18 protein-coding genes and 1 riboswitch are annotated in these 20,706 nt (G+C 41.6%); all 18 genes read right to left on the bottom strand.

All coding sequences use genetic code 11. The features are described 5' to 3' along the window. Positions 1-52: 52 nt before the first annotated feature. Complete coding sequence (locus QSE00_RS17685) at positions 53-742, bottom strand: YjjG family noncanonical pyrimidine nucleotidase (protein WP_286106943.1); 690 nt, start codon at positions 740-742, stop codon at positions 53-55. Continuing rightward, positions 735-2,030 carry a polysaccharide deacetylase family protein gene (locus QSE00_RS17680; RefSeq protein ID WP_110357458.1) on the bottom strand — a complete coding sequence of 432 codons (1,296 nt, stop codon included), beginning with the start codon at positions 2,028-2,030 and terminating at the stop codon, positions 735-737. Before QSE00_RS17680 ends, QSE00_RS17685 begins: the two co-directional genes overlap by 8 nt. Positions 2,031-2,115: 85 nt before the next feature. Continuing rightward, the gene (radC, locus tag QSE00_RS17675) at positions 2,116-2,814 is read right to left on the bottom strand and encodes a RadC family protein (RefSeq protein ID WP_110357459.1); all 699 of its coding nucleotides are present in this window, start codon (positions 2,812-2,814) and stop codon (positions 2,116-2,118) included. A gap of 158 nt (positions 2,815-2,972) precedes the next feature. Next, a complete protein-coding gene (locus QSE00_RS17670; RefSeq protein WP_110357460.1) occupies positions 2,973-4,310 on the bottom strand; it encodes a Gfo/Idh/MocA family protein in 1,338 nt (445 codons plus the stop codon). 54 nt (positions 4,311-4,364) lie between these two features. Further along, on the bottom strand, positions 4,365-5,159 hold the full coding sequence (locus QSE00_RS17665; protein ID WP_286106942.1) for a 3-keto-disaccharide hydrolase: 795 nt from the start codon (positions 5,157-5,159) through the stop codon (positions 4,365-4,367). 86 nt (positions 5,160-5,245) lie between these two features. Beyond that, positions 5,246-5,737 (bottom strand): VOC family protein, encoded by a 492-nt coding sequence (locus QSE00_RS17660; protein WP_286106941.1) that lies wholly within the window; start codon positions 5,735-5,737, stop codon positions 5,246-5,248. Between the two features lie 78 nt (positions 5,738-5,815). Beyond that, positions 5,816-6,181: a hypothetical protein gene (locus tag QSE00_RS17655; RefSeq protein WP_286106940.1), complete on the bottom strand. Its 366-nt coding sequence runs from the start codon at positions 6,179-6,181 to the stop codon at positions 5,816-5,818. Positions 6,182-6,217: 36 nt separating this feature from the next. Beyond that, positions 6,218-6,682 (bottom strand): hypothetical protein, encoded by a 465-nt coding sequence (locus QSE00_RS17650; protein ID WP_286106939.1) that lies wholly within the window; start codon positions 6,680-6,682, stop codon positions 6,218-6,220. A 122-nt stretch (positions 6,683-6,804) separates the two neighbouring features. Beyond that, positions 6,805-7,893, bottom strand: coding sequence for a serine hydrolase domain-containing protein (locus QSE00_RS17645; protein ID WP_286106938.1), 1,089 nt, complete (start codon positions 7,891-7,893; stop codon positions 6,805-6,807). A 68-nt stretch (positions 7,894-7,961) separates the two neighbouring features. Further along, entirely contained in the window at positions 7,962-8,774 is an 813-nt protein-coding gene (locus QSE00_RS17640; RefSeq protein ID WP_286106937.1) for a head GIN domain-containing protein, read from the bottom strand. Positions 8,775-8,815: 41 nt separating this feature from the next. Further along, on the bottom strand, positions 8,816-9,913 hold the full coding sequence (locus QSE00_RS17635) for an acyloxyacyl hydrolase (RefSeq protein WP_110357511.1): 1,098 nt from the start codon (positions 9,911-9,913) through the stop codon (positions 8,816-8,818). A 140-nt stretch (positions 9,914-10,053) separates the two neighbouring features. Continuing rightward, positions 10,054-11,007: a methylenetetrahydrofolate reductase [NAD(P)H] gene (gene metF / locus QSE00_RS17630; protein ID WP_110357466.1), complete on the bottom strand. Its 954-nt coding sequence runs from the start codon at positions 11,005-11,007 to the stop codon at positions 10,054-10,056. A gap of 333 nt (positions 11,008-11,340) precedes the next feature. Next, on the bottom strand, positions 11,341-14,055 hold the full coding sequence (gene metH, locus QSE00_RS17625) for a methionine synthase (protein WP_110357467.1): 2,715 nt from the start codon (positions 14,053-14,055) through the stop codon (positions 11,341-11,343). Positions 14,056-14,096: 41 nt separating this feature from the next. Further along, the gene (locus QSE00_RS17620) at positions 14,097-15,038 is read right to left on the bottom strand and encodes a pyridoxal-phosphate dependent enzyme (RefSeq protein ID WP_286106936.1); all 942 of its coding nucleotides are present in this window, start codon (positions 15,036-15,038) and stop codon (positions 14,097-14,099) included. Continuing rightward, a complete protein-coding gene (locus QSE00_RS17615; protein ID WP_286106935.1) occupies positions 15,028-16,047 on the bottom strand; it encodes a homocysteine S-methyltransferase family protein in 1,020 nt (339 codons plus the stop codon). The genes QSE00_RS17620 and QSE00_RS17615 overlap by 11 nt, the downstream gene beginning before the upstream one ends. 187 nt (positions 16,048-16,234) lie before the next feature. Continuing rightward, positions 16,235-16,387: riboswitch (SAM riboswitch) on the bottom strand. A gap of 171 nt (positions 16,388-16,558) precedes the next feature. Continuing rightward, positions 16,559-17,623 (bottom strand): NAD(P)/FAD-dependent oxidoreductase, encoded by a 1,065-nt coding sequence (locus QSE00_RS17610; protein WP_286106934.1) that lies wholly within the window; start codon positions 17,621-17,623, stop codon positions 16,559-16,561. A 76-nt stretch (positions 17,624-17,699) separates the two neighbouring features. Next, complete coding sequence (cobA, locus tag QSE00_RS17605) at positions 17,700-18,467, bottom strand: uroporphyrinogen-III C-methyltransferase (protein ID WP_286106954.1); 768 nt, start codon at positions 18,465-18,467, stop codon at positions 17,700-17,702. Between the two features lie 71 nt (positions 18,468-18,538). Continuing rightward, the gene (locus QSE00_RS17600) at positions 18,539-20,629 is read right to left on the bottom strand and encodes a HEPN domain-containing protein (RefSeq protein WP_110357470.1); all 2,091 of its coding nucleotides are present in this window, start codon (positions 20,627-20,629) and stop codon (positions 18,539-18,541) included. Positions 20,630-20,706: the final 77 nt, after the last annotated feature.

Below are 20,706 nucleotides of genomic sequence, written 5' to 3'. Positions count from 1 at the left end.
CAAGAACAACTACTGGTACCGTGTTGTTATAGTGTTACTCTAAAGTATAACTCTATAAATAGGATTTTATTTCACTCAAATCGTGAATCATATGGCAATATTCGTGCTTTGGTTCATTATTGGCGTTGAAATGAAGGGTATGCAGGCCCACAGACTTTGCTCCTAAGATATCTGCCTCCAGGCTGTCTCCGATCATCAAGGAATTTTGGGGCAATACATTGGCCATTTCAAGAGCCAATTTAAAGATAATTGGGTCGGGTTTTTTAACTCCGGCCATTTCCGAATTGATTATATGCTCAAAATAATTGTGAATATTGGCACTGCGTAATTTTTTGTGCTGTATTTCCTCAAAGCCGTTAGTGATGATATGCAATTTATAATTGGGCTTCAAGTAGTCCAGAACCTCGGTGGTATTTGGAAAAAGATGGTTATAAGAGGACAAATGTTCTATATATTGATCGGATAAAATGTGAATTAATTCATTGGATATGGAATACCCCAGCGTATCAAAGGTAATTTTCAATCTTTGGAACCTCAATTCATTTTTGGTAATTTTTCCTTCCCGATAAAGCTTCCAAAATTCAAAATTTATGGGGATATATACTTTTAAAAAATCATTGGGCTCCACACTAACAGAATTCTCCGAAAGAATTTTTTGAAACGTCAAAGCCGAATTTTTTTCAAAATCCCATAGGGTATGATCCAAATCAAAGAAAATATCGGTAACAAGGTGCTTAAACATTTACTCGTTTTAGGATACTACTATATAATTTTTTCCAATTCAATTTACTTTCACCCCCAATTAATTCGTTCGAAAAAACAGTAATGAAATTACCGTTTACTTTTTTTGCTTCCAAATACAACCTTTCCACAGCGGAAAAGGCCTCTGTCCTATTCCTGTATTTCAATAAGCCATAATCGTGTACGGCAAAAGGATGTATCTTAATGGGCTGCTGTACCTCCAAGGGAATATCATAAAAATAAAAGGGGGTACAGGTACCTGCCCTAAATCCAATTTCGTGGGTATATCCCATGGTATAGTCATCCGTAAATCCTGCTTCTATCAAATTCCTGTACGTTTCCGGAACGTCTACCCTGTTATAGCGCATACGGGAACTACCAACAGGTCTATTGATTACATTGGAAAGATTTCTTTTCTCTTCCTTAAGCAGTGTTATGTCATTAAAGGAACTATAGGAACAAGACAGAGAAACCTTATCGTAATCCGCCACGGACTTGATCAGGTACTTGAATTTATTATTGTTGGGGGACACATTTTTGTCATATGTGGAATACTCCGCGAACTGGAAAAAGAACATACCCTTTACCTTGTTGTTCTTGTGCAATTCAATAAGCTCGTAGAAATTGTCATAGGGATCCTTTTTTAATTTTAACCATACCGAAACCCGGTCAAAAACCCTTCGGATCTTTAGGGAGGCAAGATCAAAAAGAAATCCCGACATACCCCGAATAAAACCTCTATGGGCAAAACAATGGGAACTGGAAACATCTATAATAGAGGTATAATTGTAATTTCTTGGTTTGTGCTTAAGATCCTTAAATTTATCCTTTAGAGCGGATAATAATTTTTGGGCCCAAATATCCACTAAGGGCTTTTCCAGAAAATGATGTTGAAAGGCCAAACTGTCTTTGGGTGAAAATCTACCGTGCATGTCCTTTACGTGGGGCAAATACTCTTCATACCTACTCAACATGTAAAAACTCGCAGAAAAAATATCAAAAGGCAGATTGCTTCTTTCCCCGGTAGCAAAAAAACAAGGTGTACCCTGCCAATCCGCCACATAGATCTGTATGTCGTTAATTCCCTGTTCAAACAACAAGTCGTTGCTCCGAACAAAGAATTCGTTCTGTAAGGGTTGTTTGGTGTAAGTTATCTTTGGCCCTGTATGTTTAATAAAATCCTCAACCTTGGTGGTATAGGTAACCTCTATTCCCAAAAGAGTTGTGAATATATGCCGCATAATATAACTGAAGCGATGTGTAATTTTATGGGTGTAGATAAGCAACATAACTTTTTACTTAGTCCTTTTTGTGAAGTCCTGCATTTTTGAATTCGGGAGTTACTACCGAAATCCATAAATTACAAGCCCTAAATTAAAGGATATTTTCATCTGCAAAACTAAAGTATTCTTTTTGTGTGATGATGATATGATCCAAAACTTTTATATCCAAGGCTTCTGCCGCTACCTTTAGTTTTCTTGTAATTTGTCTATCGGCCTCACTTGGCCTTAAAGTACCCGAAGGGTGGTTATGTGCCAAAATCAATCCTACTGCGCCAAGTTCCAAGGCTTGTTTCAACACTAAGCGAACGTCTACCAATGTCCCAGTAATACCCCCCTTGCTTAGTTGCCCAGCCTGTAGCACGGCGTTGGAATTATTAAGAAAAACTATCCAAAACTCCTCATGTGGCAGCTCTCCCATGGTAGGCTGTAAAAGTTCGAATACATTTTTACTACTTTTGATTTTCGTTATTTTCTGAGCCTCTTCTCCCCTACGTCTCCTGCCTATTTCCAAGGCAGCAGCAATAGAAACCGCCTTGGCCTCCCCTATGCCCTTAAATTGCATTAGTTGTTTAAGGGACAATTTACCCAACTCGTTCAGATTGTTGTTTACCGAAGCCAAAATGCGTTTCGAAAGCTCAACGGCGCTTTCGTTCCTACTTCCCGAACCAATTAATATCGCTATCAGTTCTGCGTCGGAAAGAATGGATTTTCCTTTTTGCACCAGTTTCTCCCGAGGTTTATCATCATCGGACCAATTTTTAATAGAGAAGGAAGATGGCTTTTGTTGCATAACCTAAAGATAAGAATCTTATAGTTTAATCATGATTTCAAAACAGAATATTACGTAGGCCCTGGATCAAAAAATTATGAATAAAAAGCCCATCTGCCATTTTCCAACGGAATGGCAGATAGGCTAATATCACTTATGTAAACCTAAAGTATTGAGTTTTAGAAATCCCTATAAGGGGCATCTAGGAACTTATTGGCCTCAGGTTCGGAAAATCTTGCGGTGGCATTATCCCAATGCAATGTCTTATTGGGGAAACGACCCGCAATAACCCCCAACAAAATAGTTTCGGTAAGTCTGGCCGAATATTCAAAGGGGGCACTACATTCGGCTTTGCCCAAACAAGCGTCCACAAACTGATGGTAGTGTTTGTTGCCTTCGGAATCATAGTCCCTCACCGGCTCCCCAATAGCCTCTTGATCCTTAATTATGGACAGATCCAGTTCCTGATATTTACCATCTACGATAAGTCTGGGCAATTCCATAAAATGCGGCAATAAAAGTCTACCTTTTTCACCGACAAACATGGCCCCTTGATTAGGTAATTTCTCATTATTGGGCAACCTCAGATCTTTATGTTTTCCAGGGGCCCCTTTGCCATCATACCAAATCCATTTTAAGGTATCCGCTGTATATTCGGTACCTGGAAAGGTATAGGTAACAGTGTTTTTTTCAGGAAATCCAAATCCCGTTGGTTTTCTACATTGGTTCTTTATGGTCATGGGCACGTCCAATTTAAGGGCGTTGTAGGGAGTATCAAAAATATGTACGCCCATATCGCCCAAGGTACCACAACCATAGTCCAATAATTTTCTCCAGTTCGCCGGATGGTAATACCCTTCCTTATAGGGTCTTTCCGCAGAAGTACCCAACCAAAGGTTCCAATCCAAATTATCGGGTACCGGATCTGACCCTTTGGGTTCTGGACCATCAAAGCCCCAGTTCTTTGGAGACCACGCCCTAACCGTGCTTACCTTCCCTATTATACCGGATTGGATCAATAAGGTAGCCAATTTATAATCGTAAAAAGAATGTACCTGAATGCCCATTTGGGTCACTAGGTTTTTTTCCTTTGCCATTTTGCGCATAGCCCTGGCTTCCACCACGTGATGGGTAAGGGGTTTTTGACAATAGACAGGTTTACCAATTTCCATTGCCATCATGGATGCAGGGGCATGGGTATGATCCGGGGTGGAGACTATTACCGCATCTATATCGCTCTTCATTTCTTTGAGCATCACCCTATAATCCTTATAGACTGCAGCGTTTGGATGCAATTTTTTGGCCTCTGCCAATGCCTTGGAATCAACATCGCAAAGTGCTACCACATCCACCAATTCATGGGAAGAAATGGAAGCAAGGTCGTTCCCTCCCATATTACTAACACCGATATGGGCAGTTCTTAAACGACCATTTTTGGACAAGGCCCAAACGGAGGATGGCAGAAGAGCCGTTAAACCCAAGGCTGCGGTACTTTTTAAAAAGTCTCTTTTTTTCATAAGTAAGTTTTTTTATTGTTTTTAACGGTCAAACCAAACCGACAGAATTAAGTTCTATAATTTTCTAATCTTTATATTTCTAAACCAAATGGGACTTGAGTGATCCTGAAAACCGATATACCCAGACTTGAACTTGCCATAATATTCCTCATCCTTCCATTTCCCGGAATTTTTTCTTTCATACCAATCTTTGGACCAAGGCACAAAAGATAGCACTTTTTTCCCATTGAGCCAGTGCTCTACTCGCTCCGGTGTAAATACTATTTTGGAAGAGTTCCACTCTCCCACAGGATTCAATATTTTTTGTTCCGGATCGGCCACATGCATGGCATAATCCGAAGCGGTCTGTTGTAGGGGTTGCAGTTCCGCAGGATTCTCGGTATGCCCTAGACTAAGGTTGTATTCCGTTAAATCATGGATTTTTGCATAGTTTTCATCATCGATCAACTGGTACTCTGGAGAGATATTTGGTGGCCCGGCATTGTGAATACCTTCCTTTAGGTGATAAAAAATTCCGCTATTGCCCCCTTTGGGCAACTTCCATTCCACATACAACTCAAAATTATCAAATTCTTCCAATCCATAGATTATATCCTTTCCACCCTTATAATCCTGCTCCAGTCCCAATTCGGTGTCAAATGTCAACACACTGTCCTTTACGACCCAACCGGGAGGCAAAGTGTCTCCATTGTATGCTCTCCATCCGTTGGTAGTTACCCCATCAAAAAGGTATATCCAATTTTCGGCTTCTACTGTTGTTTCAGCTTTAGCTTCGGGTTTGGCGTCGGTTTTAGTTTTACAGGAAGACAGTAGTAAAACTACAGAAAAGATAGTCGGTAGTATTTTCATTCAATTATTTTATTTATAGTATTAATAAAACTTCAAGATAAAAATTTTTTCACAAAAGACTTAAAATATGAAAGTGTAATTCAATCTTATTCCAGTTCCTGTAACAAACTCACCATATTTAGTGGTTTGGTGAACATTGTCAAGGATCCGTCCGGCTCATAGGTCCAAAGACTTTTTGGGCGATCCCAATACAATTCCACTCCATTTTTATCGGGGTCATTTAAATAAATGGCTTCAGACACACCATGGTCACTAGCTCCGGTCAAGGGATATTCTGCCTTCCTCAAACGGGAGTATATTTCTGCAAGATCCTTTCTTGTAGGGTATAAAATTGCCGTATGAAATAAGCCTACGCTATTGGTATGTGCAGGGGGTTGCCCTTTGGAATGCCACGTATTTAAACCAATATGATGGTGGTATCCACCAGCCGAAATAAAGGCGGCCTGATCTCCGTACATGGTGGTGACTTCAAAACCTAAAAGATTACAATAAAAGTTTAACGATCGTGCCAGGTCGGCCACTTTCAAATGCACATGGCCTATTCGTGTTTGTGAAGGAATGGTATATTTATTGTCCATTAGAGGAGTAAATTAAACGTAAATCTCAAATTGTTATTACTGCCCAGCAATTTCGTTCACCAACGACCCTGGATATGATCAATATTTATAAATTTTTAGGGAGTAGGCTTTAGTACTGTCAATTGGATAAACAGTCATGGGATAATTGCCAGAAGGCCTAACAACGGGCATTTCTACCGTCTTTTTCTCTGAATTAATTTTATTGGACCTCTTATGGTCCATAAAACCACTAAGCGCATCCTTAAAATTGAAGTCAAAAACAATAGAATCCTTTATCCCAATTTCCTTTTTTCCAAATGCGTTGGCCTCATGCTTGCTCCAATCCTTTACCAATAGATCGCTATTGGCATTTTCATCTAGGGACGATATGGCGAGTTGTTGGGCATTGAGACTACTACTGCCTATAAAAAATATTACCAAACATAAAAAGATGAAATATTTCATTGTATATTTTTGTGGGCATAACACAAGAGTAATTCTTTAAAACTCCTCGCAATGAATACCCTTTTCCAATTGTTTCCTTAAGGCGGTTACCATACTTTTCAATTCGTCGGGTTCCTTGCCGTACTCAAAGGTCACCTTGGATTTCTGGCCGGAAAAATTTTCAATCTCCAACCACTCTGCCCCTCCATCTGCACAATCCGGACATCCCAAGATTTCGGGCAAGGAATTAAATTCATTTAAATCTACTGTTTTTTTAAGAGAGTCCCAACTCAATTGGGTCATGTTTTCTGTACACTTAATGGGTTCTACCTGATTATTCCAACCCGAACGGGAATAGAATACCGTACCCGACCTTAACAACATCTCGTTCTTACAATAGCCCACACACATACCGAAGGATGTGCCATAACCCAACTGTTTGATATCTAAAGGATTTACTTCATTTTTTTCACAGGAAAGCAATATCCCAAACATCAATAATAGAAATGCACCTTTGTTCATCTGTAAACTTGTGTTAATAATTAAGCTTGCTCCTAGGAATTCCCTTTGAAGACTCACAACTTACTGAAATACTTAAATTAAGATGTTTATATTGTTCTTTGGTTGCGTGGCCAGGTTTATAATCAAGTAGGGATATTACTATTTACATCCTTAAGAAAAACAGATATTACCTCTTCCAAGGTATCCAATACCCCAGGATTGGTACAGTTGATTAGAATGGAGAAAACCATATCCTGTTCAGGATACACATAAAATACGGCATATCCCCCTACCCCATTGCCTACATGGCCATAATAGGTCCTCCCCAACTTATCCTGGGTAACCTGCCATCCTAGGCCATAGTAGGTTGGAGTCCCATTAACAATCCCAGAAGTGAGGAATTGGGACTGAATTTTACCTTCCCTAAACTTGGGGTCCAAATATACTTGTCCAAAAAGTGCAATATCCGCTGATGTGGACAAATATCCCCCGCCAGCCAATTTATAAGCATTGTTTACAGGGATGGCCTTTCTGAACCCCAATCTACCCTTTGAATAAAAAGTGGTGCCGTTGGGAAGATGATGCCCGGGATTTTCTGGGAATGTATTTTTTAATCCACAAGAATTTAATATTTTTTCCCGAACATAATCGGCGAAGGGGATGCCACTTACCTCCTGCATGGCCAAGGAAATCAACACCCAATCAAAACTGGTATACTGAAAGCCTTTTCCTGGCTCAAAAAGAAGGTCATCATCCTGGAATAGGGCAAGCGACTCCTTTATCCCCAAGGGCTTGTTCAGACCATATTCCCCGCCGCGATAGCCTCTTATTCCGGCCGTATGTCCTGCCAACTGACGCAAACTAATGTTGAATTCCTTTTTTGGAAAGTATGGAACATATTTATAAATGGAGGCATCCAAATCCAAAAGCCCCTCCTCTACCATTGAGGCTAATGCGGCGGCGGCAATAGGTTTGGACACACTGGCAATCCTAAAGATCGTATTTTGTGGATCTATACGCGTGTGCTGTTCCACATCCGCAAATCCATAACCTTTCTCGAAGTATACTTCATTGTTTTTACGAACCGTAATGGCTAGACCTGGAACCCGTCGGTCATCGATAAGCTTTTGCAATATTTTATCTGCTTGGAGCTTGCCCAATAATTCCTTATCCCCACCTATGACCCGTTGGGAGGCAAATAAATTCTTTAGATATTTTATAACAGGATTCATCGGTCTAATAGTAAACTACTTTTAAGTTATGGGAAATAGAGGTTGGAAGCGACCGTAGACTTTGGGTGCTAATCAATAAAAATAAGTTCTCCTTTATACATTTGCTCTACCTCTACCACGGCTGGTCTATTAAAACTAACCACATCACCGGTGCCACGCAAAATGCCTTTAAGCGATTCCTGTGGACTTAAGCGCATATCGTTGGATCCCCTGTGATTAAAGCTAACGTTTTCCGCAATTAAAGCCTCAGCTTCCAGCCGCGAATCCCCAGAGGCAAAAAGGATGTTGAAATTAATAGTTTTACCCCTTAAATTATAATACGAAATTCCATTGGAAACAATGGCCAAATTCTGGGTGTCCAACTCCAAATTGAACTCCCCACTGGTATAGCCGGCATCAGGGTCGTTAAAGCTCTCTGAAATAAGGGTTAAATTGGGAAACGCCAATACACCATCACTTAAAATATCAAGTCCTGTGCTACTTCTAATCTCTGTAATATTGGGAGCCGTGACATATACCTTGGTAAGCCCATATTTTCGCGTAAAATTACAATCATTGGTATCGCGTAACAAAAGTCGGCCATCCACAACCTGCACCTCAACTTCATTACGCAAATTTTCTCCCGTTTCCACTTCTACCTTCAAAGGACTTCCCTGCCTTAGGGTCATTTCTACATTCTCATAGACCGTAATGGCGGTAAAATTAGGTACTTCCACAATTGCCCTGTTAATGTCCCCGGCATTTTGGAAGCAATCAGGGGCATTTTCACTGTTGCAATTCACCAGTAGTATCACTATGGCCAAGTGCATGCCATATCTGGCAACAATGGTCACAAGGCTCTTCCACCTTAACCCTATCTTCAAAATAAAATAGTTCATCATCTTATATCTTTTGAGCAGACTATCTGCCAAATTCATTGACCCTATAATCTAACTCCGACTCCAAATTCCACGGCTTCCGCTTTTGCCCCATGGGATTTTAGAGTTATTGCACCGTATACCTTTTCCGAAAAATAACGCTTTAGACCAATTCTATTATAGACCTTGCCCTCAAAATCAAAAGGGTAATAGACATAATAGCCCAATTGGGCTATAACGGACATTTTATTTACAAAGAGTTCATGCCCCAAAAACAATCCCACGCGTTTATAATCGTCGTCTGCCTGCACTCCATACTCGGGGAACGCTATTGACTGATAACGAATAAGTTCCTTTAAGAAGTTGGAAAAATACACATCTGCACCAAACTGCAGCGCACTTTTTCTGGTAAAGCGTTTGTCCATATAAGCCGAAAAAATGTAAAAAGCATATTGGCCGGAATCCACTACATCGCTCTCATTTATACCAGACCTAAAGGCGAGATTAAGTTTAATAGGCTCTGAAACCTTCAATTTTTCGGTTTTAATATAGTCCCGTTCCTGGCCACCATCCAAATCATAGGTCAACCCCACATTAAGGGCCATGGTGTTGGTAGAGGTATTGGGTGCCGTAACATTGGCGTTGGAATAATGAATTAAGGTTAATCCTGCCTTTAGCCCCAAGCCCTTAAATATATTTTCTTTGTGATAGTTCAACATTAAATAGGTTGAACTTAAAAAATGGGAACCATAGGCATTGTTCCTAAAATTCCTGTTCTTATCAAAGGGGTTGGTATTATAGGCTATACCCTGCCCCAACCTAAATTGAAGGTTTCTCTTAAAAAAATAAAAATTGTAATGGGCATATAGTCCATAATTCTCCCCCAAAGTACTACTGTTCATATTTTGATAAACAAAAGAAAAACCGGTATCGGGATAATTAAATAACTGTTGCCATTCCTCCTCCCCATAGGTCTTTTTATTGTACCCCAGGATAAATCCTCCCGGATGATTGGTAATCAAATGGGAAATATCCGTATTGTGCAATAGCACGGAACCGTAGAACTGACTAGCGTCCAAGGTATATCTCTTGGTTTCTTGCCGGTTTTGTGAAAAGCAAAAAGCTGTCGACAGACAGCTTATAAGAAATAGCTTTAGTTTCATGGGGAGCAAATGTAATGAAAAATTAAAATAGGCGTTTCTAAAACTTGGTAATACTACCTGACTTCCGTGAACACTTGAAATTGACTCAATACAGAATCCATCCCCATCCGTAACCATGCCCTTGAACGCTTGGGCCTCCCTTAAAACAGCTCTTTGGCAATGGCCTCGATATTATCGGATTTTCCCATGGAATAATAGTGCAATACAGGAACCCCTGCCGCTTTCAGCTCCTTGGACTGCTGAATGGCCCACTCAATTCCTACCTGTCTCACATCTGCATTATTTGAACAATCATCTACAGCATCTATCAAATCCTGTGGCAAGTCTATCTTAAAGACCTGTGGCAATAATTGCAAATGTCGTTTTACGGCAATGGGCTTAATCCCGGGTATAATAGGTACATTAATACCCATTTTCTTCGCAGCTTCCACAAACTCAAAAAATTTCTGATTATCAAAAAACATTTGGGTTACTACGTAGTCGGCCCCAGCCTCCACCTTTTCCTGCAATCGTCTTAAATCCGTAGTCAAGGATGGTGCTTCCAAATGCTTTTCAGGGTATCCGGCTACGCCAATGCAAAAATCGGCACTGTGAACGGTCTCTACCTTATCGTGTAAATAATTGCCGTGATTTAAGGCGTGAATCTGTTTTACCAGCTCCGAAGCATAGGCATGTCCACCTTGGGTGGGATTAAAATACTGCTCCTCTTTCCGCGCATCCCCCCGAAGTGCCATCACATTTTGGATACCCAAATATTGACAATCGACCAGTACATATTCGGTTTCCTCCTTGGTAAAACCACCACAGAGCACATGAGGTACGGTATCAACTCCATATTTGTGCTGAATTGAGGCACAAATACCCACAGTTCCAGGTCTCATACGGGTCAACCTTTTATCCAACAACCCGTTCCTATCTATGTACACATACTCTTCCCGAGAAGTAGTAACGTCAATGAAGGGCGGTTTAAACTCCATCAAGGGATCTATATTGTTATATAATTCCTGTATACTTCTACCTTTGACCGGCGGTATGATCTCGAAGGAAAACAATGTCTTACCATCCGCTTTTTTTATGTGTTCCGTTACTTTCATAATTTCTCCTCCTTTCCTTTCCCAAAGAAAAGGCCTATTAGCTATTATATTATTTATTACCCTCTACAAGGGTTGTTCCCATTTATTATTCCTTTCTGTTATGGCAGCCCCCAAACACTCCTTTCAGTAGGTTTGTGGCCGGGCTATCCACTTAATTTTTTTATGCCAAAGTCATAAAAAAGATATCGCTCCTATCCCTGCTGCAAAGACTATCCCTCTCCGTGTATATAGGAATCAAAGTCCAATTGCAATACTATATTTCTTTTCGAGACCGAGACCTACAAGGTTTTAAAACCTTGCTGGTCGCTGAAAAAATCTTGCAGGTCCCGGTCCTTAATCATCCGCAATATTAGGTGCCAACCATCGGGTGGCCTCCTCCATAGGAATTCCTTTCCTCGCTGCAAAATCGGCCACTTGGTCTTCCTTTATTTTGCCTACCCCAAAATACCGCGCTTCGGAATTCCCAAAATAATATCCACTTACACTGGCAGCGGGCCACATGGCCAAACTATCCGTCAACTCCACCCCTATTTTTTCCTTCACTTCCAGTAATTTCCACAACGTCAACTTTTCCAAATGGTCAGGACAAGCCGGATAACCAGGTGCAGGCCTAATGCCTATATAGGATTCCTTGATCAGTTCCTCATTGCTTAAGCCCTCATTGGCAGCATATCCCCAGTGATTGATCCGTACTTCCTTGTGTAAGTATTCCGCAAAAGCCTCCGCAAATCTATCTGCCAATGCCTTGACCATTATACTGTTATAGTCGTCCAAATTTTTGCGATAACCGTCTGCCAATTCATCCGTACCAAAGCCCGTGGAAACACAGAAACAGCCTATATAATCTTGCAAACCACTTTCTTTAGGGGCTATAAAATCGGATAGCGCAAAATTAGGTTTCCCCACATATTTTTTAGACTGCTGCCTTAAAGTCCTAAAAACAAACTCCTTCCCATTATGGGTAAGGGCTATATCATCATCATTAATGGTATTAGCAGGAAACAGTCCAAAAATAGCCTTTGCTTGAAAAAGTTTGCCATCCAAAATCTTCTTCATCATTTCCTTGGCATCTGCAAAAAGTTCGGTGGCCTGTTTGCCTACGACCCCATCGTTCAAAATATCCGGGTACTTGCCATGCAGTTCCCAACTTCTAAAGAAGGGGGACCAATCAATATAAGGCACCAATTCCCTCAGATCAAAATCCTCGAGTATTTGGATACCCAAGGACTTGGGCTCTACAATTACAGCCTTTGACCAATCCAATTGATATTTATTTTTTCGGGCCTCCCCAAGGGTTAAATACTCCTTGCGCTTGCCCCTATTCAGGAATTTCTGTCTAAAGTCGGCATAATCCAATTTAATTCCTTCCTTATATTTATTGGACGATTCCTTCTGTAGAAGGTCCCCCACTACCGTCACTGCCCTGGAAGCATCATTGACGTGTACCACCGCACTTTTGTACTGAGGGTCTATCTTGACCGCGGTATGCGCCTTACTGGTGGTGGCCCCACCAATGAGCAAGGGAACCGTGAAATTTTGCCGCTCCATTTCCTTGGCCAAAAAAACCATTTCATCCAAAGAAGGGGTAATGAGTCCGCTAAGGCCAATGATATCCACATTCTCTTCCTTGGCGGCATTAATTATCTTTTCTGGGGGGACCATGACTCCCAAATCCACGATCTCGTAATTGTTACAGGCAAGGACCACACTTACAATATTTTTTCCTATATCGTGTACGTCTCCTTTTACGGTCGCCATTAGGATTTTTCCTGCCGATGAGCTGCTACCTTCGGGTAGTGGATTTTTAAGCTTTTCCTCTTCAATATAGGGCAATAGATAGGCCACTGCCTTTTTCATGACCCTGGCAGATTTTACCACTTGGGGCAGGAACATTTTACCACTTTGAAAAAGATCCCCCACCACGTTCATTCCGGTCATCAAGTGTCCCTCGATCACCTCTATTGGTGCTTTTACACTTAATCGGGCCTCTTCAACATCCTCTACAATATATTGATCTATTCCCTTCACCAAGGCACGGGTAATCCTATTTTGCAAGGGTTCTTCCCTCCAGGTAAGGTCTATTTTATTTTCCTTTTCCTTACCAATTACGGTTTCCGCAAATTCCAATAATCGCTCCGTAGCGTCTTCCCTTCGGTTGAGGATTACATCCTCCACATGTTCCAATAGGTCCTTTGGAATATCATCATACACCTCCAACATACTAGGGTTTACAATTCCCATATTCATACCCGCCTTTATGGCATGATAAAGAAACACGGAGTGCATTGCCTCCCGTACCGGGTTATTGCCCCTAAAGCTGAAGGATACATTACTTACCCCACCACTAACACTACAAAAAGGCAGATTTTCCTTTACCCATGCGGTAGCCTTTATAAAGTCGAGCGCATTTAACTTATGCTCGTCCATACCAGTAGCTACGGGAAATATGTTCAGATCAAAAATAATATCCTCTGGGGGGAACCCTACTTTATTCACCAGAATATCATAGGATCGTTGGGTAATTTCCAGTCGCCTTTCGTAATTATCGGCCTGCCCTACCTCATCAAAGGCCATAACAATGACCGCAGCACCATAACGCCTAATTAATTTGGCATGCTTAACAAACTCTTCCTCCCCTTCTTTTAAACTTATGGAATTCACCACACATTTTCCCTGAACTACCTGTAGGCCCGCCTCTATTATCTCCCATTTAGAGCTATCTATCATGATAGGGACCCTGGCAATATCAGGTTCGGCCACGATAAGGTTCAAGAACTTTACCATAACCTCCTTTCCATCAATAAGACCATCGTCCATATTAACATCAATGATCTGCGCGCCGCCTTCCACTTGTTCCCGTGCTATATCCAAGGCTTCCTCAAACTTCTCCTCCTTGATCAATCGCAGGAATTTTTTGGAACCTGCCACATTGGTACGCTCCCCTACATTTACAAAATTGCTTTCGGGAGTTATCACCAAAGGTTCCAAACCCGAGAGTTTCAAAAACCGTTTTGTACTATGTTCTTCCTTATCCGTAGTATTGCTCATTATTTATATATTGACCTCGAAAAAAACACCTAAATGTGTCCTTAAAATGGCAAATTTGATAGTTCCACATTGCCTCCCGAGAGGATGATTCCTATTTTTTTATTCCTATATTTTTCTCTTTCCTTCAACAAGGCCGCAAATGGCACTGCACTGGAAGGTTCAATTACCAGTTTCATTCGCTCCCAGATTAATTTCATGGCAGCGACAATCCCATCCTCTTCCACTCTAATAATATCGGAGACCAATTCTTTGATAATTGGAAAATTTATATCCCCTAAGTTCGTTTTAAGTCCATCCGCAACGGTATCCGTCGTAATATTATATTCTATTTCCCCACTTTTCAAAGCCCTATAAGCATCATCCACCTCCCTTGGCTCAGCTCCTACAACTACACAATTGGTCCCCAAATAATGGGCTGCCAATGCCGTTCCCGCTATGAGTCCACCTCCCCCCACTGGAGTCATAATAAACTCCAAATCAGGATGGTCCTGCAAAAGTTCCAAGGCCGCCGTACCTTGCCCTACTATTACATTCAAGTCGTTGGACGGGTGTAAAAAAACTGCCCCTTCTTCTTCCACGATGGCGGCCGCGGATTTTTCCCTGGCCTCCAAGGTAGGCTCTGAAATAGTGACCAGCCCTCCATAAGCCTTCACTGCCATTGTCTTTACGGCCGGGGCACTGGAGGGCATTACTATATAGGCTTTTACCCCTAATTTTTTTGCCGCCAAAGCTAGGGCCTGACCAAAATTTCCAGAGGAATGGGTTACCACTCCTGCCTTTTTCTGGGTCTCACTTAATTGCTGTACGGCATTAATGGCTCCCCGCATTTTAAATGCTCCCATTTTTTGAAGGTTCTCACATTTAAAGAAAACCTCCGCCCCTGATAATTCGTTCAACAGACGGGAGGTAAGCACCGGTGTTCTATGTACAAAGGGTGCAACCCTATCTCCTGCCTCAAGAACAATCTGCCTGCTAGGTATCATGCTTATGTGCTTCTAAGGTATTTAGAATTCTAGGGGAATAGTCTTTAACCACATCGGCCATTGCCTTGATATGTTCTGGCGTAGTCCCGCAACATCCACCAACTATATTTACCAAACCCTTTTCTGCATATTCCTTGATTTGGGCAGCCATTTCCTCCGGGGTTTCGTCATACTCCCCAAAAGCATTTGGCAATCCGGCATTTGGGTGCGCAGATACGGCATGTTCGGTCTTGGCCGATAGTACCTCCAAATGGGGAACCAACTGGCTAGCTCCCAAGGCACAATTGAAACCTACGGACAATATAGGTATATGGCTTATGGAAATCAAAAAGGCTTCCGCGGTTTGGCCGGACAGGGTCCTACCCGAAGCATCGGTTATAGTACCGCTCACCATAATTGGAACCTCCATATTCCGCTCTTCCTTTACCTCTTCAATAGCAAATAATGCAGCCTTGGCGTTTAAGGTATCAAAGATAGTCTCTACCAGTAAAATATCCACTCCCCCATCCAAGAGAGCCTCTACCTGTTGCTTGTAGGCCAACCTTAACTCATCAAAGGAAACTCCCCTAAAACCAGGATCGTTCACATCTGGCGACATACTGGCCGTTTTATTGGTTGGCCCAATACTCCCTGCTACAAAACGTGGCTTATTAGGTTCCTTGGCCGTAAATTCATCGGCAACAGCCTTCGCTATTTTAGCCGATTCATAATTTAATTCGTAGACCAAATCTTCCATATGATAGTCTGCCATGGCAATAGTTGTACCCGAAAAAGTATTGGTTTCCACAATATCGGCCCCTGCTGCAAAATACAGTCGGTGCACCTCGGCTATAGCCTCTGGCTGGGTAAGGGACAATAGGTCATTATTTCCCTGTAAGGGGTGTTCCCAATCCTTGAATCGTTCCCCCCTAAAATCTTCCTCGGTAAACTTATGCCTTTGTAGCATAGTTCCCATGGCACCATCCAACACCAAAATCCTTTCCTTAAGTACGTCCTTAATATTTTTCATATTACTTTTCAAAAATGTTCGATTCCATAGACCAAACCAAGATACCATCACAAATGGCCCTAAACGATTTGGGACCATAAAATTAGAAAATTGACACCCGAAAAACAAAGTATAACAACCCGGTTGTCGGTATCAAAAAAATTAATAAAATCAAGTAAGGAAAAGTTTCGGACCTGCGTCTTTCTTTATGTTATCTATTCCCAAATGAAATTCTAGATAAATAGAATAAAACATAGGATTAGAACGTAGCACCTTCTTATTCTTCCCGATGGTTACCGATTAAGAAAAAGGGTTGCTAAGGCTTCACTGGGTCTAGTCCCTCCACCTTTCTTGATAACGTTTCAAATTGATAATGAACTAACTGCAAAGTAACGCAACAGTGCCCTTAAAAACAAGGAAACATTACTTTATTTTACGACTCCCGAAAATTCAATTTCAGGGAAATTATGATAAAACGAAACCTGCCAGATTTCAAGACCTGGCAGGCTAAAAGTTTGATCCCAATTGGGGATTAGGCCAAAATACTTTGAACTACTTCTTTTTTTGCTTCCTTCTTGCTACCATCAAATCCTTCTACCCCTCCTACAGTGGTATATTTCATTACATAACGCTTTCCAGGGTTGATCAACTGGTAGGCACTTTGGCACATCACGGCCGCTTCATGGAACCCGGACAAAATTAGTTTAAGCTTTCCTGGGTAGGTGTTTACATCCCCAATGGCATAAACCCCTGGGATATTTGTCTGATAATCATAGGCATTGTTTACCTTAATGGCATTTTTTTCTATTTCAAGTCCCCAATCGCCAATGGGCCCTAATTTTGGGGAAAGTCCGAACAATGGAATAAAATTATCCGCTTCCACATAGCTTTCGCCTTTGGCCTCATCATTGTGTTTTACCACAACGGCTTCCAAAATATCGTCTCCGTACAGTTTAACCACCTCGGCTTCGGTAAATAACTTGATCTTACCTTGTTTGGCCAAGTCAGCAGCTTTTTCCACAGAATCCAGGGCTCCCCTAAATTCATTTCTTCTGTGCACCAAAGACACCTCAGCAGCCACATCGGAAAGGAATATTGCCCAATCCAAGGCCGAATCCCCTCCTCCGGAGATTACTACTTTTTTATCCCTATATACTTCTGGATCCTTTATAATGTATGCCACTCCCTTGTCCTCAAAATCGGCCAAATTGGGGATCAAAGGTTTTCTAGGTTCAAAAGAGCCCAATCCTCCGGCAATAACTACCACCGGAGCATGGTGTTTTGTTCCTTTATTAGTAGTTACCACAAAAGAACCATCTTCCAACTTATCCAAAGTCTCAGCTCTCTCGCCCAAAGTAAACCCAGGTTCGAAAGGTTGTATTTGCTGCATCAGATTCTTTACCAAATCCCCAGCAAGAATTTCCGGAAATGCCGGAATATCGTATATAGGTTTCTTAGGATAAATTTCAGAACATTGACCCCCGGGTTGAGGCAGGGCATCAATAAGATGCGTCTTCAATTTCAACAATCCCGCTTCAAAAACTGTGAACAACCCTGTTGGACCCGCTCCAATAATAAGTATATCTGTCTTTATCATACTACTTTGATTAATTCCTATTTAATTATGACATCCATTAGGGCTTAGGCCCCTTCCTTTGAATGTCTCTCTTTATCTATTGCGCCACCACTTCGTGGCTCTTTAATATTTCGTTAAAATTTAATATGGCAGCCCTATGGCTTACCACCTCTCCAATAATGATAATGGCTGGATTGCTTAATTGTTCCTTAACCACTATTTCCTCAATTGAACCTATAGTCCCAATACCAACCTTTTCGTCTTCCCGGGTACCATTCTGTATTATAGCGATGGGTGTTGCAGATTTTCCTTCCTTCTGGAACAGCCCAACTATCTCCGAAAGTTTGCCCATCCCCATCAGTATAACGATAGTGGCATTGGATTTGGCCGCCAAGGCAACATCTGCGGATAATTTATGATCCTTTGTTGTTCCCGTAATTACCCAAAAACTCTCTGCAGCACCCCTTTTGGTTACCGGTATGTTTTGGGAAGCCGGTACGGCCACCGAAGAGGAGATACCCGGAACCATGGCCACCTCTAGACCTTTACTGGCTGCATATTCCATTTCCTCCGCCCCTCGGCCAAAAACAAAGGGATCACCTCCCTTTAATCTTACAACGTGACCGTGGGTTCTGGCCCTACTAACAATAAGGTCATTTATCTGTTCCTGTTGATAGGCATAGCACCCTTTCCTTTTGCCAACAAAAATATGTTCCGCATTAGGCGCGTAATTCAATAGGGAGACATCCACCAGGGCATCGTACAATACTACATCGGCCGCCTGCAAGGCCTTTATGGCCTTAAGCGTAATCAACTCCACATCACCAGGCCCAGCACCAACGACGGTCAACTGTCCATGGCCCATGGGTACCTGATGGGAAGCAGGAATTCCCACTGTGGTGTCAAGGTGAATATTATCTTTCTTACCGATCATTACTAAGCGTTTGTCAATTCCAATTTCCTAAAAGCTTCCACCTTGGTCAAAAACTCCTCAGCATCATTTAAATAGGCCTTTGCAAAGGACTCTGTTGGTGCATTCCGATTTAATTGAAGCACCATTTTCTCAAAACCTTGCTCCAATTTAAATTTCCCTGAAGCCACAAACAGCTCATCAAAATCCTTTATAATACTGATATGGGTATTTACCTTTGTATTTTCGGCCGTTAATAATGCTTTGGCCGTATTTACCATGGACGAATAGGAATGGTAGATACTGGCCGCCCATTTCCCCTCTTCCAAATTCAATTTAGCAGTTTCAATTTTTTCCTCACTGTCAAACAACAAGGTGGCTATCAAATCTATTACTACCCCGGCGCATTCTCCAATCCCAATAGCTTGTTCATATTTTTCAGAAGTTCCCCAATCAATAAAATCGGATGCCGTTAGGTTATCCACATCTGACAAAGGCTTTAGAAAATCATAAAAATACATTTGGCCCTTTTCTTCATAATATTCTACAAAAGGTTTACCATTGCCGTTGGCATCGTAATCATTTAAAATGAGTCTCAAAGATTCCGGCCCCCTCTTACTAGGTATCTTAATAACCTTATCTGCAAAACGGCCATTTCCGTCCCCAAAATTACCTCCTCCCAATAGCACTTGAAGTGCCGGGGCCACCAATTTATCCTTTGTTCTCACAGACATTCCCTGAAAACCAATATTGGCCATATTATGTTGCCCACAGGCGTTCATACAGCCGCTTATTTTAATAACCACATCCGGGTTATCTATATAATGTGGGTATTCTGCCTTGATCAGCCTCTCCAATTCCTCTGCTATTCCGGTACTACTGGCAATTCCAAGATTACAGGTATCGGTACCGGGACAAGCGGTGATATCCAAGGCAGTATTGTATCCAATTTCGGCAAATCCCAATTTCTCCAACTCCTGATAGAAAAAGGGCACCAACGATTCCTTTACATAAGGAATCAATATATTTTGACGCAGGCTCAATCTAATTTCGCCGGCTGCATATTTTTCCACCAAATCTGCCAATTGCCTGGCTTTTTCTATATAAAAATCGCCCAATAATACCTTGACCCCAATGGCAACATATCCCTGTTGTTTTTGAGGAACCAAGTTGGTAGCCTTCCATTTATCAAAGGCCTTTTGGTCTTTGATGGTTACTTCCGGAGCTTCATTCCCGGCAATATTCACACTTGGATAGGCATCCGCATCTATTTCGTACGTTTGAACAGGTATAGCCAATTGCTCTTCTTCCAACAATTGTCTAAATCCGTCCAAACCAATATCCTTAATTAAAAATTTCATCCTGGCCTTTGCCCTACTTTTTCTTTCCCCATAACGGTCAAAAACACGAACTACACCTTCCATTAACGGTATAATCTTGTCTGTGGGCAGAAAAGAATAGATAACATCTGCATGTCTGGGCTGTGAGCCCAATCCTCCACCTAAAAGCACTTTAAACCCTCTTACTCCATTTTCTATCTTGGCAATAAATCCAAGATCGTGCATGTATGATAGACCTGTATCCTCATCCGAGGCTGAAAAGGAAACTTTAAACTTCCTTCCCATCTCCTGACTAATGGGGTTTCTTAAAAAGTATTGAAACAGTGCATGTGCATAGGGAGAAACATCAAAAGGTTCGTTTATATCTATTCCAGCAGTTTCACTGGCGGTAACGTTCCTCACCGTATTCCCACAGGCTTCCCTGATCGTAATATCATCCTGTTCCAACTGCGCCCATAATTCCGGGGTACGGTTAATATCCACATAATGGATCTGGATATCCTGACGGGTTGTTATATGTAGTCTGCCGGTAGAGTATTCTTCCGATACATCACATATCCTTCTTAACTGCTGGGAGCTAACTTTACCATAGGGTAATTTTATACGAATCATTTGGACCCCTGGCTGTCGTTGCCCATAAATTCCCCTTGCCAAACGTAGACTACGGAATTTTTCCTCATCCAAATTACCGCCTTGAAATTCACGGATCTTAGCTTCCAAGGCTATAATATCCTGTTCTACAATCGGGTTTTCCACTTCTGTTCTAAAAGACCGCATGCTACTTTTATTTTATATTCAAAATAATTAAATTCATTTAAAAGGCTTATCCCATAGGGATAATAGATTAAACTGAC

The sequence above is a fragment of the Arenibacter flavimaris genome (genome assembly GCF_030291335.1).
Lineage (GTDB): Bacteria > Bacteroidota > Bacteroidia > Flavobacteriales > Flavobacteriaceae > Arenibacter.
This window is presented reverse-complemented; position numbering and strand designations above follow the sequence as displayed.